The 15577-nt window shown below is 61.8% G+C and carries 10 protein-coding genes; 7 read left to right on the top strand and 3 right to left on the bottom strand.

Features of this window, described 5'->3' with window-relative positions; all coding sequences use genetic code 11:
* The first annotated feature begins 7 nt into the window (after positions 1-7).
* The 7 genes from U1A53_RS03345 (at position 8) to U1A53_RS03315 (ending at position 11297) form a co-directional block, all read left to right on the top strand.
* A complete protein-coding gene (locus U1A53_RS03345; RefSeq protein ID WP_322278976.1) occupies positions 8-745 on the top strand; it encodes a sigma-70 family RNA polymerase sigma factor in 738 nt (245 codons plus the stop codon).
* Between the two features lie 4 nt (positions 746-749).
* Positions 750-2666 carry a bifunctional serine/threonine-protein kinase/formylglycine-generating enzyme family protein gene (locus U1A53_RS03340; RefSeq protein WP_322278975.1) on the top strand — a complete coding sequence of 639 codons (1917 nt, stop codon included), beginning with the start codon at positions 750-752 and terminating at the stop codon, positions 2664-2666.
* A gap of 14 nt (positions 2667-2680) precedes the next feature.
* On the top strand, positions 2681-6664 hold the full coding sequence (locus U1A53_RS03335; RefSeq protein ID WP_322278974.1) for a bifunctional serine/threonine-protein kinase/formylglycine-generating enzyme family protein: 3984 nt from the start codon (positions 2681-2683) through the stop codon (positions 6662-6664).
* A gap of 153 nt (positions 6665-6817) precedes the next feature.
* Positions 6818-7135 (top strand): helix-turn-helix transcriptional regulator, encoded by a 318-nt coding sequence (locus U1A53_RS03330; protein WP_322278973.1) that lies wholly within the window; start codon positions 6818-6820, stop codon positions 7133-7135.
* 54 nt (positions 7136-7189) lie between these two features.
* Positions 7190-9637, top strand: a complete 2448-nt coding sequence (locus U1A53_RS03325) for a PEP-CTERM sorting domain-containing protein (protein WP_322278972.1) — start codon at positions 7190-7192, stop codon at positions 9635-9637.
* A 14-nt stretch (positions 9638-9651) separates the two neighbouring features.
* Positions 9652-10305 carry an HAD family hydrolase gene (locus tag U1A53_RS03320; protein ID WP_322278971.1) on the top strand — a complete coding sequence of 218 codons (654 nt, stop codon included), beginning with the start codon at positions 9652-9654 and terminating at the stop codon, positions 10303-10305.
* Between the two features lie 59 nt (positions 10306-10364).
* Entirely contained in the window at positions 10365-11297 is a 933-nt protein-coding gene (locus tag U1A53_RS03315; protein WP_322278970.1) for a L,D-transpeptidase, read from the top strand.
* A gap of 307 nt (positions 11298-11604) precedes the next feature.
* Here U1A53_RS03315 and secD read toward each other — a convergent pair whose 3' ends face one another.
* Genes secD through tgt form a run of 3 tightly spaced genes read right to left on the bottom strand, consistent with a single transcriptional unit; the run spans position 11605 to position 15569 of the window.
* Positions 11605-14031 (bottom strand): protein translocase subunit SecD, encoded by a 2427-nt coding sequence (gene secD / locus U1A53_RS03310; RefSeq protein WP_322278969.1) that lies wholly within the window; start codon positions 14029-14031, stop codon positions 11605-11607.
* Positions 14032-14076: 45 nt separating this feature from the next.
* Positions 14077-14430, bottom strand: coding sequence for a preprotein translocase subunit YajC (yajC, locus tag U1A53_RS03305; RefSeq protein ID WP_322278968.1), 354 nt, complete (start codon positions 14428-14430; stop codon positions 14077-14079).
* A complete protein-coding gene (tgt, locus tag U1A53_RS03300) occupies positions 14427-15569 on the bottom strand; it encodes a tRNA guanosine(34) transglycosylase Tgt (protein ID WP_322278966.1) in 1143 nt (380 codons plus the stop codon). The genes yajC and tgt overlap by 4 nt, the downstream gene beginning before the upstream one ends.
* Positions 15570-15577 lie beyond the last annotated feature (8 nt).

Genomic DNA, 15577 nt, shown 5'->3' with positions numbered 1-15577 from the left:
CGACAGCATGGCAGCGGCAGGCAGTTTTGCATCGCATCCCTCGCGTGCGCGGTTTGACACCACGCGCTGGAGTCTGGTCGCGATGGCGGGCGGGGATCAGTCGCAGGAGGTGAGAGAGGCGCTCAATGAACTGTGTCGCGCGTACTGGCGACCGATCTATGCGGAGATTCGCCGACGCGGGCATCAGGCTGTGGATGCGCAGGATCTGACGCAGGAGTTTTTTGCCCGGCTGCTGCGTCATGAGGCTTTTGGCCGGGCGGATCGCGAAAAAGGGCGCTTCCGCACCTTTTTGCTCGGTGCGCTGGATTTCTTTCTCATCGATCATTTGAGAAGCAGGCAGGCGCTGAAGCGCGGTGGCGGTGAGATCATGCTGCCGTTCGTCGCGCAGGAAGGGGAGAACTGGTTTCGCGAGCAGCCTGCGTATGGCAGCACGCCTGCGGAGGCCTTTGATCAACAATGGGCCGTGGTGCTGATGGATTGCGCGCTGGAGGCGCTGCGGGATGAGTATCGGGTCACGGGGCGCGGCGAGGTGTTCACGGCGGTGGAGCCGTTTCTGACCGCAGACTCAGGCGCGGACGGCTACGAGGATGTCTGTGATCAGATCGGCCTGAACTCCCAGGCTTTCGCCGTCGCCGTGCATCGGGTGCGGCGGCGTTTTCGGGCTTGTGTGCGCGAGCAGGTCGAGATGACGGTTCTCGATCCCGCTGAGGCGGCGGCGGAGATGAAGCATTTGTTCGGGATTTGATCGCATGAATGCCGACCCCACCTCCTGCCTAACTTGCGGTACGCCGATCACGGCGGAGGTGCTGGGCGGCAAGTGTCCGGTGTGCTTGAAGAAAGTGGCGCTCGCGGAGCCGACGCTGCCGGGTGATTCAATGCCGGAATCCCGCGTGACACGTCGGAGTGCGGGCTGGGAGCCGCCCACGGCGGAGGAAGTGGCGGCGCTGCTGCCGCGCGGGTTTTACAGCGTGGAGAGCTTCATCGGTCGTGGTGGCATGGGCGCGGTTTACAAAGGCACGCAGCTCTCATTGAAACGTCCGGTGGCGATCAAGATCATGCGCCAGGACAGAGGCGCGGACGATGAATTCAAGAGGCGCTTCGAGCGGGAGGCGCGGGCGATGGCGAGGCTGAGTCATTCGAATGTCGTGGCCTTTTATGATTCGGGGCAGATGCCTGGCGGCTTGCTTTACTTTGTGATGGAGCATGTGGACGGCGTGAGTCTGGCGGACTTGATCAAGGCGGGGGCCGCAGGCATGGATGCGCGGCTCATCGGCATGCAGATCTGTGATGCGCTGGCTTATGCGCATGGCGAGGGCGTGGTGCATCGGGACATCAAGCCGGCCAATGTGCTGATGGGTGCAAAAGGGCGCGTGAAGGTGGCGGACTTCGGGCTGGCGCGGCTGATGGATTCTGATCTGGATGTGAGCGCATTGACCGTCTCTGGCAGGGTCATGGGCACGCTGGGCTACATGGCGCCGGAGCAGTTGCGTGGTGCCGAGGTGGATCATCGCGCCGATCTTTTTGCCCTCGGCGCGATCTTTTATGAGATGCTCTGCGGCGACCGTGCGGAAGGTATCTTTGATCCACCGTCGAAGCGTACCGGCTGTGATCCGCGCTGGGATGAGATCGTGAGCCGTGCGATGCAGCCTGATCCGGCGGCGCGTTTCGCGAGTGCGGCGGAGGTCCGCGCGGCTCTCGAAGCGCTCGCGACTCCGTTCATTGATGCGGAACAGTTGGCCCGCCGGGGGAGGCGCATTCGTGCCTTATCCATCGCGGCTCTGATTGCGGCGGGTGGATGGCTGGCATGGGGCGAATGGGCACCCGTTTCCGCATCGGGAAGATTTTTCGCCGCTGCGCCGCCTCCCTTGGAAACAGGTGCCGCCACTCCCGCTGAAGCTACGAAGGCTCTCCCTTTCCTGAACAGCATCGACATGAAGTTCGCGCCCGTGCCGATCACGGGAGGGCCGACGAACGGGAAGCGCGTGCTCTTCAGCATTTGGGAGACGCGCGTGGTGGATTTCGACCGCTTTCGGGAGCAACAGCCGAAGCACGCGCGGGAGCCCACTTCCTTCAGGCAGGAGATCGTCCACCCGGCCATCGTGAAGGACTGGAATGCGATGCAGGACTTCTGCGCGTGGCTGACGGAACAGGATCGCAAGGCGGGCAAGATTGGGGTGCGGGATCGCTACCGCCTGCCGACCGATCACGAGTGGAGCTGCGCTGTCGATCTTGGACGGCGCGAGCATGCTGCGAAGGCACCTTTGGAGAAACATGGCCTGCTGGTGGAGGTCTATCCGTGGGGTGATGCCTGGCCGGATCAAGCGCTGCCCGGAAACTATGCCGGGACGGAGATGCGCCAGCCGATCGAGAACGGCACCTACCGTCACCTGCGGAGCGTGCTGCCAAATCACAGCGATTCCGGCATAGGTACCTATTCCGTGGGCAATTATCCGGCCAATGAGTTCGGACTTTATGACCTCGGCGGCAATGTGTGGGAGTGGTGCGACGACTGGCTCGACCCGCAGAAAACTAGGCGCGTGCTGCGCGGCGGTTCGTGGACCACGGGTGAGCGGACCCAGGTGCTCGCGAACTACCGCCATTCCGTCGAACCCAGCTCCGGCTTCACCGATTACGGTTTTCGCTGCGTGCTTGAGCTGGCGGAATAGACGAATCCCACCCGATGCCCGACGAACCAACAGCGCCAACATTTAATCCGCCGCCTGTCACGGGTGCGGAGGAAGTCGCCGCGCTTTTTCCCGAGCATGAGATCGTGCGAGTGCTCGGCGAGGGTGGCATGGGCGTCGTCTATCTGGCACGGCACAGGCGACACAAGCGGCTCGAAGCGCTGAAGCTCCTGTCGGCGAAATACGGGCGCGAAGCCGAGGCGGTGGCGCGGTTTGAGCGCGAGGCACGGGCCATGGCGCGGCTCTCGCATCCGAACATCGTCACTGCCTACGATTCCGGCAGGACTGGCGGAGACCGGCTCTACCTCACGATGGAATATGTGGACGGCACCGATCTGGCGGCGCTCATCCGCGCCGGTGCGGCGGACCAGCTCGATCCACTGGCCATCGGCGGGCAGATCTGCGATGCGCTGGCCTACGCTCATGGCGAAGGTGTCATCCATCGCGACATCAAGCCCGCCAATGTGCTCGTCGATACCCAGGGACGCGTGAAGGTGGCGGACTTTGGCCTAGCCCGGATCGCGGATGCGGATCTCGATGCCAGTGCGATCACGACTCCCGGCGCGGTCATGGGCACGCCGGGCTACATCTCCCCGGAGCAGCGGCGGGGAGATGCGGTGGATCATCGCGCGGACATCTTTTCCCTCGGTGCCGTGTTTTATGAAATGCTGTGTCATGAGCGGCCTGCGGGCACCTTCGTGCCGCCTTCGACCCGCACCGGCTGCGATCCACGCTGGGACGCCATCATTCAGCGCGCCATGCAGGCTGACCCGGCGCGGCGCTACACCAGCACCACGGAAATCCGCGAGGCGCTCGATGAGATTCGCACGACGGCCTACACCCCGCCTGTGCCAGCGGCGGCCTGCCCCGATTCTAAACCACTGCGCCGTGTGCTCGCGGTGGTCGGAGCACTCGCCATCCTCGTCATGGGCTGCCTGCTGTATTGGCAGAAACTTCAACCCGTGGCTCCCGGCCTACCGCTGAGAGGCGACGTGACCGAGCCCCAGTCCTATCCCAATCCAAAACGCTGGGTGGATGACCTGCCGCGTATCAGCGAGACCGCCCGCGTCTTCAAATGCGGGGAAATGCGGGACGGGCGGCTGCACATGACACGCAGCAGCGGCCTGACCGTGGCCGATGGACATAAATTCACTGCTGCAGCGGTTCGCATCGTTGGGAGGGGCAGGCTTGAAGTCCGCTTTTGTGAACCGACGCTCGCCGAGAATACATATCGAGGCATCGTCGAGGAGAATGGTCTGGCTGGCATCCGGGTATCCACTCAGTCAGGCAAACAACCCGCCGAGCCCATCCTGCTCGATCCAGCCTTTGATTCCACTCAGGACCGCGAGTTTGTCTTTGTCGCAAAGGGCGGCGTGATCTCGCTTTGGGTCGATCGCTGCCTGATTGCCAGCGTGCATGACAAAGCTCTTAGCAAAGGTTTCTTTTTCGTCAGTTGCTGGGGCATCAAAGCCAACACACCCGCCGCGCAGGTCTTCAAATCCATCGAATACGCCGACCTCGGCGAAACACCTGATGACAACGCCCCCGAGCCAGCCCCCACGCCACCACCGGGCAGCACCGCCGATATTCTCACCTCCGCCGACTACGAGTGGTCGGCCCCTGTGAACCTCGGCCCCCTAGTGAACAGCGCGAAATACGACACCGGACCGTCCATGACCGCCGACGGGCTCCGCCTCATCGTGAGCACGGACCCGACCGAGCACATGAAGCTCGTCGAATTCAGGCGGAAAAGCCTGACGGAGCCCTTCGGTGAGCCGCGCCCTTTGGCGGATGCGCTCCCGACTGCCTGGTGTCATCGCTGCGCGCTCACACCGGATGGACTCACCCTGCTCTATGTCGTGCTTCATCCCGTGACAACCACCGCCATCGTCCAGCGGCAGCGTCCCGCTCTCGACGCGCCTTGGGGGCCACCGTTGGAGATCGAGCATCCAGAATCCACCCCCGGATTCCGGGAGGCCACATGGCTCTCTGCCGATGGCCTCACCATGCTCTACACCGGCAAGCATGAAGGCGGGATACAGGGCCATGACATCTGGCGGGCACACCGCCGATCCGTGACTTCCCGCTTTGACCTGCCGGAACTCGTCAACCCTGGCGTCAACAGCGTGGTCCACGATTACGACCCCCTGCTTTCGACGGATGGCACCACCCTGCTTTTCACCCGCAAGATGTACGACACCTGGACCACGTCAGAGATTTTCATCGGTATCGCTGATGCGCAGGGCCGCTTTCATGCACGGGCGCTCGACTGGCCTCTGAAGGGACTCTTTGCCACCCCATGGCTTTCGCCGGATGGGCGCACGCTCTGGTTTTCGTGGGATGGCCCCGGCGGTGTCGGCGGCATGGATCTCTGGCAGATCCGTCGTGTGCCCAAAAAAGGCACAGATCCAACCATCCCGTACCCCTTCGAGGCCAGCAAAAAGCTGGCAGCCGATGCCACCAAAGCAAAACAGCCCGCGCTGCCATCCGTGAGCCGGTTCAGCGACCCGGTCGCCAAGGCCACCAAGGGCGCGCCCTTCGTCAACAGCCTCGGCATGAAGTTCGTCCCCGTAGAGGTCATCATCGGTCCAGTCCCCGGCAGGTTTGTGCTCTACAGCATTTGGGAGACGCGGGTGCGGGACTATGAAGTCTTTGTGAAGGAAACCGGGTGCGAGTGGCCGAAGCCCGATTTCCCGCAGGGGCCGGATCACCCGGCGGTGAATCTCACCTGGGACGACGGCGTGGCCTTTGCGGAGTGGCTGACCGCACGAGATCGCCAGGCCGGTGTCCTGTCTCCCAACGAGATCTATGGCCTGCCCGAAGATCTCCAGTGGAGCTGCGCGGCTGGAATCGGCAACCTGGAGTATCTGGGTCCGTCAGCCGCCGACAAAATCATGGAACACCGTTACGTCTTCCCCTGGGGCAACGCATGGCCACCTCCCTCTGGTGGGGGCAACTATGCTGGCGAAGAATGCCTGACGGCCACTGGTGGTCTCGCAAGCAGCGCCTTCACCGGCGTGATCGAAGGCTACCGCGACGGCTTCGTGCATACCGCGCCGGTGGGTTCTTTCGCGCCGAATGCCATCGGACTTTATGACATGGGCGGCAACGTCCTGGAGTGGATATCGACCTGGTTCGATGTCTCACACTCCAAGCGCGTGGTGCGCGGCGGCTCCTGGCAGCTCGGCTCCCGCTTCGGTGCGCATTCCTTCGCCCGTGACGGAATCCCACCCGCGGAGCGCCAGCCGCATCAAGGTCTGCGCCTCGTGCTCGTCACCTCATACGGCTCGCAGAAAGAAGCACAGGGGGCCGTCCCTGATCCTGCAGATGCGCCGGCCCGAATCGCGCAGCCACCCCTCATCGAAGCCAATGCCAAGCCCGTCATCGTCACCGAGACAGCGCAGCTCACCATGCCCGAGCCCGCTACATGGGTAGATGCCACCGCCGAGCTGCGAGATCGTGTCATCGCCGCCGGAGCCGGCAGGCTGGAGGGAGAGCACCTGCTGGTGCCCAAGTCGTTGAACATTGACCTCGCAGATCAGAAACGCTTTCGCGATGTCATCGTGCGGATGCGTTTCACCGGCGCTGCTGCCATCGGCGTGCGCAGCGCCAATGTCCAAGACAGCATCGCCAGAGTCAGCTACCAGGGTCAGTTGGGTCCCGCACCCATCGTGAGACTTTTTGGCTGGCACCATGCCAAACAAAGGTTCGCCTGCTTTCCCGACCTCGAAAGACGCCTCGACGCCGACTTTGAATGGAAAGCCGAGCACGAGCTGGCCCTCGCCATCAAAGGCGACCAGATCACCCTCTGGCTTGATGGCCGCACCCTGCTGACCCAGCGCGACAGCGCCATTCCCGAGGGTTCCATCTACCTGAACCTGTGGACCGCCAAGGCGCACCCCGAGCTGGCACCCCGCATCCGAAAAGTGGAATACGGCGAATTGGACGGCACCAAGCCGTCATCGGCAGCACGGCCCTGAAAAAAATTTCACGCCGCCTGTAATCGGCCCGGAGCACTCCCGAAGAGGCGCGGTGAATCCATGTCATCGCACCCGCATCTCAACGGTATTTCCGTCCATCTCCCTACCCACTCGGGTAATGGTGATCTTTTTCCAACCAGCCTATGGGCACGGATGGGAAGCAACAGTGACATCGGCGAGAAGGAAAAACAGGAGGCCATGGGCGTGCTCGTCTCCGAACTGCACCTCACACAGCGCCAGGCCGAGGTGCTGCACTGGGTGGCTGAGGGGAAATCCAATGCCGAGATCGCCACCATCCTGGGTTGTTCCGCAAACACGGTGAAGGCGCACTTGAAGGAGATCTTCCAGCGCCTCGGCCTGCATAGCCGCACCGCCGCCGCTGCCTGCGCCTACCGTGCCCACATCCGCCATGCCCACCACACCGACGGCCTACCCGAAAGGGTAATACCGGAAAATCAGCGGCCTGCTTAGCTTCGCCACGAAATGCTGCCTGAAAACACACACGCCTCCTCTGAAATCCATCACATGAAAACACATCCCACCCGCATCCTCCTCCTCGCCGCGCTCCTGCTCGGCGTCATCCTCAACACCACAGCCACCGCCGCCGACCAGACCGCCACTTGGGATAATTCCACCGGCGTCTGGACCAATTCCGGCAAGTGGAGCAGCAACCCGCTCTTCCCGAACAACGGCAACGGTGGCTTTACCTTTGACGCCATCCAGAACGGCGGGGATCTAACGATGGACCAGGCCATCACGATTGAAAAATTCACTTTCACAGACGGCACCCTGCGTGGCACAACGACACTTCAGTTAAACGACCTGCTGACCTTCACGGGCGGCAACATGACCGGCGCGGGAACGGTGAATGCCACCGCCGGGGTGACTTTCAGCGGCGAAAGCTACAAGTACATCCAGCAGGACCGGGTGCTGAACATGAGCGGCACCTCGACGTGGAGCAACGGGACGATCAATCTGTTCTACGGGACCACCACGGCGCTCAACAACCTGGCTGGCGGCACCTTCACGACTACCTTTGACGGCACGCTGGAATCTATAGGAACATTCAACAACGCGGGCACCTTCACCAAGAGCGGCGGCACGGGAAACACCACTCTCTCCGGAGGTCTCACCTTCAATAACACCGGCGTGGTGAATGTGAACAGCGGCACGCTCCTTGTGAACAGCAGCGGCTCCCACACCGGTGCCTTCGCGATTGGCACGGGCAGCACCATCGAGTTCACCACCGGCACAAACCATCTGAACACAGGCGCCTCCATCACTGGCGCGGGGACGGTGAAACTGACCAGCGGCCATCTCTATTTCAATACGGCAGTTGCCACCAGCACCCCCATCCAACTCACAGGGGGCACGCTGCGCGGTGCCGGGCAGCTCGACCTGAACAGCCCGCTGAGCTTCACCAGCGGCACCATGACCGGCGCGGGAACGGTGAACGCCAACGCCGGGGTGGTCTTCAGCGGTGCCAGCACCAAGCACATCCAGCAGGACCGGGTGCTGAACATGAGCGGCACCTCGACCTGGAGCGGCGGAAACATCAACTTGTTCTTCGGGACCACCACGGCACTCAACAACCTGACTGGCAGCACCTTTACGACCACCTTTGACGGCACGCTGGAATCTGTAGGAACATTCAACAACGCGGGCACCTTCACCAAGAGCGGCGGCACTGGAAACACCACTCTCTCCGGAGGCCTCACCTTCAATAACACCGGCGCGGTGAATGTGGACAGCGGCACGCTCCTCGTGAACAGCAGCGGCTCGCATACCGGGTCTTTTGCGATTGGCGCGGGCAACACTATCGAGTTCACCACCGGCACAAACCATCTGAACACAGGCACCTCCATCACTGGCGCTGGGACGGTGAAACTGACCAGCGGCAATCTCTATTTCAACACGGCCGTGACCACCAGCACCCCCTTCCAAATCTCCGGCGGCAATCTGCGCGGAGCCGGGCAGCTCGACCTGAACAGCCCGCTGAGCTTCACCAGCGGCGAAATAACGGACGCGGGAACGGTGAACGCCAACGCCGGGGTGGTCTTTAGCGGCACCGACACCAAGCACATTCGGAACGACCGGGTGCTGAACATGAGCGGCACTTCGACCTGGAGCGCCGGAAACATCGCCCTCTTCGTCGGGGCCAGCACGGCGATCAACAACCTGGCTGGAGGCACCTTCACGGCCACGGCGGACGGCACGCTGGGCTCCCAAGGAGCATTCAGCAACTCGGGCACCTTCGCCAAGAACGGCGGCACAGGCTCGACGATCATCGGCGGCGGCGTGACCTTCAGCAATACAGGCACCGTGCATGTGGCCACCGGCACGCTGTCGATGGGGGGCGGCAGCGCACCCTACAACCAAAGCGGCCCGAGCAGCTTCACCATCCTCGAAAGCGGCACCGTGCTGGCCACCTCCTCCCTCAACCTCAACGGCGGCACCTTGAAGGGCAATGGCACCGTGCAAGGCAGCGTGATCGCCGGTGCGGGCGTGAACACCATCGACCCCGGTTTTTCCCCCGGTGTCCTCACCGTGAACGGCAATGTCACCCTGAGCAGCACCAGCACGCTGGCGATGGAGATCGGCGGCCTGGGCCAAGGTACACTCTACGACTATCTCGATGTGAACGGCGTACTCACGTTGGCTGGCATTCTGGATTTAGACATGCTCAACGGTTTCGAGAATCTTGTGACGTCGAGTGATGTGTTCACGCTTGCGACGGCGAACTCGCCAATCTTGGGATCGTTCAGCAACGTGGCCAGCGGCAGCCGGGTCTGGACCAACACTCATGTGGGCTTTGATGTATGGTATGGCGCAGGCAGCATCTTTGACCCCAACTCGCTGGTGATCACGGGCGCTCCGGAGCCATCACGCGTGGTTTTGCTCATGGCTGGCATGGCGGGGTTGGTGATGAGAAGGCGGAGGACGGTCACGAAGCTTGAATTGCGGGCGGTCTGACGCCACAGGGCGGCATGCCCATCCTCAAAGCCTTCATCTTCGACCTCGACGGCACCTTGATCGACTCGCTCGCGGACATCGCGGAGTCGATCAACCGCATGCTGGATGCGCGCGGCTATCCGCGTTGCGAGCAGGAGGTGTTCAAGCAGATGGTGGGGGATGGGATGGAGAAGCTCGTCGAGCGGGCGCTGCCGGAAGGCGTGCGCAGCGACGAACTGATCAAATTGTGCGTGGAGGAGTATCGGGCTCACTATGACACGCTCTGGCAGGCGCAGACGCGGCCGTATCCGGGCATTGTGGAGATGCTGGCGGAGTTGAAGGGCAGGGGAGTGAAACTGGGCGTGATCTCGAACAAGGCGCATCGCTTCACAGTGCCGATGACGGCGCATTTTTTTGGCACGGCGGTGTTTGATCACATCCTGGGTCAGCGTGCGGAGGTGCCGCGCAAGCCGGATGCCGCGGGGGCGCACGAAATGGCGGCCTATTTGGGCCTGGAGACGGCGGAAATGGCCTATGTGGGTGATTCGGGCATCGACATGCAGTTTGCGAAAAGCAGCGGCATGCGTGCGGTCGGTGTGCGCTGGGGTTTCCGCGGCGAGGCGGAACTTATTGAGTGCGGCGCGGACGTGCTCATCACACGTCCGGCGGAATTGTTCGATCTTTGCTGAAAATAATCTCTCACGCACGACTTGAGCGGCGTAAACACGGCACTTAGAATCGGCGCGCTGTGAAACCCAAATCCTCCCTTGCTCTTCTGCGTGCCGGTCTTGTGATCGGTACGGTGCTGCTGGCCTCCTGCCAGTTGTTCCGCAAAAAGCCCAAGCCGCCGCCGGAACCGGTGAAGGAGGAATGGAAATACCCCGGTGAATGGTCCGGCGGTGACAAACCCATCACCAGCATTGTGATCAATGTGGATGTGCAACGGGCGACGCTCTACAACGGCGACGAAGTCGTTGGCTGGACGTATCTCGCCAGCGGCATCCCGAGTTTCCCGACGCCGACCGGTGAGTTTAAGATTCTGGAGAAGATCAAGGACAAGGTCTCCAACCTCTACGGCAAGGGCTACAATGCCAAAGGCGACCTGGTCAATTCGGACTTCAAACAGGGCCGTGATCTGCTGCCGCCCGGTGGCAAGTTTGTGCCGGCGAAGATGACCTATTTCATGCGCCTGACCGGCGACGGTGTGGGCATGCACATCGGTCCGATTCCGCGGCCAGGCCGCCGTGCCTCGCATGGCTGCATCCGCCTGCCGTCCAAAATGGCGCCAATTCTCTTCACGCACACTTCCATCGGCACGCCGGTGACGATCACCGGTAACGGCCCGGAGTATTCGACTTATCTCAAACAATCGGCGGCAAAAGCCAATGCGAACGCTGCGAAGTATGCGGCAGCGAAGAAAAAGTCGGATGAGGCCGCCGCCGCTGCGGTTGCATTACCACCGGGCGATCCGAACGGTCCCACGCCTGCAGGCGGCAGCACTCCCCCTGCAGGAACTCCTGCTGCGGGGACTCCTCCGACAGGAACGCCTCCTGCGGCAACGCCACCGGGCACCACCACCCCGCCTCCAGGAACTCCCGCCCCCGCCGCACCTCCTGAAGAAGTGAAACCGGCAGTGCCTGCGAATCCGACGCCTGCGCCTGCGCCAGGAACGGCACAATAACGAGCACGAATCAATCGAGTCGTCACTGGAAGGCGGGCAGCAATGCCCGCCTTTTTATTTCTTCGGCAAGGCTTCCGTCGCACCAACAAAAATGCCATTATCGACGGGCTGGCGCTGGCCGGTGATCAGATGTGTGACTTCGTTCAGCCGAATAGCGGATCTAGCATGCGCTGTGGATGATCAAATCTACTTCTGTTTTGGCCATGGTGAGCACAAAATGCCCACCAAGGCCAAGCGAGGTGTCGGAAATGAAAGTGTAAGTGCGAGCCACTTTTGACCGGTGAGGTCGTAGGCCACGGGTTTGTGTTTAAAGCTTGGTGCCACCGGCAACGGCCGCAGCAGCGACGGCCTGCTGGGCTTTGAGCTGCTCGACCTGCGCGTCGAGCACCTGGCGCTTGAGGCTGGTGCCGGTCTTCTTCGCATACCACAGCACGAGAGGGGAGGCGATGAAGATGGAGGAGTAGGTGCCGAGCAGCACACCGATGGTGATCGGCATGGCGAACTCGAGCATGGCCGGATTGCCGAGGAAAAGCAGCACGACCATCGGTGCGAGGGCCGTGGGACCGGTGAGGAGCGTGCGGGAGAGTGTTTTGCAGATGGCCTCGTTCATCATGTCACGCATGCTGCCGCCGGTGCCGCGCTGGATCGTTTCGCGGATGCGGTCGAAGACGACGATGGTGTCGTTGATCGAGTAACCGGCGATGGTGAGCAGCGCGCCGACGTGGATGACGCTGAGTTCCTGGCCGAACAGCACGCACAGGCCGGGCACCATGAGCACGTCATGAGCCAGCGCAACAATCGCACCCAGGGCGAAGGCGAATTCGAAGCGCATCATCAGGTAGGCGAAAATCGCCAGCAGGGCGATGCCCATGGCCCACAACGATGTCTTGGCCAACTCATCGCCAATGACGGAACCGACAGTGGCGATGCTGGTGCCTGCGAGGGTTTCGTTGTTCCATTTGCCGTTGATGGCGGACTGGATGACCGGCCCGCTCAGCTCCTCGCAGCGGATGCTGACGTTCAGGATGCCGGTGGTGGGGTCGTTCTTGCGCTGGATGTAAGTGGTGCCGAGATCCTTGCCCCCAGGCTGCTTGAGTGTTTTGAACAAGGCTTCGAACTCTGCGTCCGGGATGTTTTTGCCTTCCTTGAGCGCCACATCCACGCGACCGCCGCCACGGAAGTCGATGCCAAAGCTCTGGCCGCCCTTGTAGGCGATGGTGCCGAAAGAGACTGCCGTGACGATGAGCGAAGCGATGATGAACTTCGGAGCGGAGGAGAGGATGTCGAAGACCTTGTCCGGGATGATGCGCGTGGTGTGAATGCGGGTCAGGATGTTCTTGTCCACGATCCACATGAAAATCACGCGGGTGACGATCAGGGCACCGATCATCGACGAAAGAATACCAATCATCAGGGTGACGGCGAAGCCTTTGACCAGGCCGCCGGCGATGACGAAGAGAATCACGGCCGAGATGAGCGTGGTGATGTTCGAGTCGGCGATGGCGGAGAAGGCCTTCTCATACGCGGCTTCCAGCGCTCCGACGAGCGTCTTCCCCGCCTCCATTTCCTCGCGCAATCGTTCATAAATGAGCACGTTCGCATCCACGGCCATGCCGATGGTCAGCACAACACCGGCGATGCCCGGCATGGTAAGCGTGAAGCCAAACAAGGCCATGGAGCCGAAGAGAATGGCGATGTTGATGATCAGGCCGACGATCGCCACGATGCCGGCGAGACGGTAGATGAACAGCATGAACAGCGTGGTAATGCCGAGAGCGGCGATGCCGATCCACTTGCCCTGCTCGATCGAAGACTGGCCGTAGGCGGAGGACACGGAGCTTTCGGAGAGAATCTTCATCGGGTTCTGCAGCGGATTGCTCAGCAGGGTGGACAGCGTCTCGGCCTCCTGCTCGCTGAAACCACTGCCGCTGCCGCCGGAGATTTCCGCCCTGCCGCCATATTGCTTGGCATTGAGCTGCGGCGCGGAATGGATCTCGCCATCCACGATGATGGCCATGCTGTTGCGGAAGTGAACTGCGGCCAGTTCGTCGAAGAGCTTGGCACCCTCGCTGTTGAATTCGAGCGCCACCTTGTTGCCCTCGGCATCCACGGTGCGGAAGGCTTTGGAGACGTATTTACCCTCGATTTCTGCTGTGTCACGGACGAGCTCAGAAGTGGAGATGACCGTGCCATCCTTCGCGGTGACCGGCTCGCGGTACTTCATTTCCACCCAGCCGGGCTCCTTGATGCCGCCACGGGCCTTGATCTGCTCCAGTTTTGTCCGGCTGTCGGGATGCACCCGGCGGAATTCGAGATGCGCGACGGTTTGAATGGTTGTGCGCACGCCGGCGATTTCCTCGTCGGTGATGCCGGGCATCTGGATCACCACGCGGTCGGTGCCTTCCGGTTGCAGCGTGAGATCTTTTTCACCGCCCGGGCTCAGGCGCTTCTGCAGAATGTCGATGGCTTGCTGCACATCGGCGCTGGTGACAGCCCTCTTGGTGCCGTCGTCATTTTCGCCGGGTTGAAGCTGCACGATAAACTCGCTGCCGCCTCGAAGGTCGATGCCAAGCTGGAGGCCCATCGTTTTCGCCGTGTAAATGGCCGAGAAGGCGGTCAGCGCGACGAGGATCGTTCCCACCCAGCGCTTGGTCTTGTGTACGGCGGTGCCGATGTAAACCAGGAGCATCAGCAGGATGGAGGCTCCGACAAAGAAGGTGGCGAACGGATTCATGGACAGGTTGGCAGGAGGTTGGGAAAATTAGGCGGGGGGGGTTATTCAAGCCTCGGTGGCTTCGACGACCTCGGATTTTTTCGTCACAGCGGCGATCTTGGAGCGCTCGTACTCGACTTTGACGTTGTCCGCGATCTTGACCATGGCGGTGCGGTCCTTGACGCTGGTGATGATGCCGTGCTCGCCGCCTTCCATGATGACATGGTCGCCCACTTTCACGCCAGCGATGAGCAGCCGGTGCTCCTTCATGCGCTTCTGCTGCGGGCGGAAGATGACGAAATACATCACCACGATCATGAGGATGGGCAGCATCATGGGGCTGCCAAGGATGCCACCCTGGCCTCCGGCGGGTGCGGCTTGGGCCAGAAGGAGGGAGTTTTCGAGGGATATGTTGATCATGATTCGGAGGCTGCGGTGTTGGGCTTGTATTTCGCGACGACCTCAGCCCGGAACTCGGCGAAACAACCCTGTTCGATCGCTTGACGTGCCCTGGACGTGAGGGACGCGTAGAAATGCAGGTTATGCAGAGAAATCAACCGCAAACCCAGAATCTCCTGAGCCTGAACGAGATGCCGGATGTAGGCCCGTGAAAAGCCCTGGCAGAGCGGGTGCGTGTCCTCGGCGAGGTCGCGGAAATCCTTCGCGTAGCAGGCGTTTCGCAGGTTCATCAGGCCCTCATGCGTGAAAGCCGTGCCGTTCCGGGCCAGCCGGGTGGGCAGCACGCAGTCAAACATGTCGATTCCGCGGGCGATCAGCTCGATCACCTGCGGCGGCGTGCCCAGTCCCATCGCGTAGCGGGCCTGATTCGCGGGAAGCAGCGGTGTCACCCACTCGGCGATGCGCATCATGTCCTCTTCAGGCTCTCCGACGCTCAGCCCGCCGATGGCGTAGCCGTCAAAACCCATCGCCACGAGCTCCTGGGCCGATTTTTTGCGCAAATCCTCATACACACTGCCCTGCACGATGCCGAAGTGCTGCTGCGCCCCGCCGCCGGTCTGCGGCCTGTTTTCGTCAATCCACGCCCGGCAGCGTTTTGCCCAGCGTAGGGTCAAATCGAGGCTCTTCTCAGCTTCTTTGGCCTCGCAGGGGTAGGGCGTGCATTCATCAAACAGCATCGCGATGTCCGATCCAAGCGTCGCCTGGATCTCCATCGATGTTTCCGGTCCGATGAACATCGGCGTGCCGTCGAGGTGGTTTTGGAAGTGGCAGCCCTCCTCTTTGATTTTGCGCAGTTTCGCCAGCGAGAAGACTTGGAAGCCGCCGCTGTCGGTCAAAATGGGCCGGTCCCAGTTCGCGAAGGCATGCAGCCCTCCCGCCTCTTTCATGATCTCCATCCCCGGCCGCACAAACAGGTGGTACGTATTGCCGAGAATGATCTGCGAGTTCAGCGCCCGCAATTCATCCGGATGCATGGCCTTCACCGTGCCCTGAGTGCCCACCGGCATGAACACCGGCGTCTCCACCACGCCATGCGGCGTCGTCAGCCGCCCGCGACGGGCGAGAGACGATGAATCAGTGGTGAGAAGTTCAAAAGACATGCAGTGGC

The sequence above is a fragment of the Prosthecobacter sp. genome (genome assembly GCF_034366625.1).
Lineage (GTDB): Bacteria > Verrucomicrobiota > Verrucomicrobiia > Verrucomicrobiales > Verrucomicrobiaceae > Prosthecobacter.
The sequence above is the reverse complement of the archived record's forward strand: the minus strand, read 5'-3'. Positions and strand labels throughout refer to the sequence as shown.

Coding starts and splice junctions, on each gene's coding strand:
- U1A53_RS03345 (WP_322278976.1), top strand. CDS start 8: ATGGCAGCGGCAGGCAGTTTTGCATCGCATCCCTCGCGTGCGCGGTTT.
- U1A53_RS03340 (WP_322278975.1), top strand. CDS start 750: ATGAATGCCGACCCCACCTCCTGCCTAACTTGCGGTACGCCGATCACG.
- U1A53_RS03335 (WP_322278974.1), top strand. CDS start 2,681: ATGCCCGACGAACCAACAGCGCCAACATTTAATCCGCCGCCTGTCACG.
- U1A53_RS03330 (WP_322278973.1), top strand. CDS start 6,818: ATGGGAAGCAACAGTGACATCGGCGAGAAGGAAAAACAGGAGGCCATG.
- U1A53_RS03325 (WP_322278972.1), top strand. CDS start 7,190: ATGAAAACACATCCCACCCGCATCCTCCTCCTCGCCGCGCTCCTGCTC.
- U1A53_RS03320 (WP_322278971.1), top strand. CDS start 9,652: ATGCCCATCCTCAAAGCCTTCATCTTCGACCTCGACGGCACCTTGATC.
- secD (WP_322278969.1), bottom strand. CDS start 14,031: ATGAATCCGTTCGCCACCTTCTTTGTCGGAGCCTCCATCCTGCTGATG.
- yajC (WP_322278968.1), bottom strand. CDS start 14,430: ATGATCAACATATCCCTCGAAAACTCCCTCCTTCTGGCCCAAGCCGCA.
- tgt (WP_322278966.1), bottom strand. CDS start 15,569: ATGTCTTTTGAACTTCTCACCACTGATTCATCGTCTCTCGCCCGTCGC.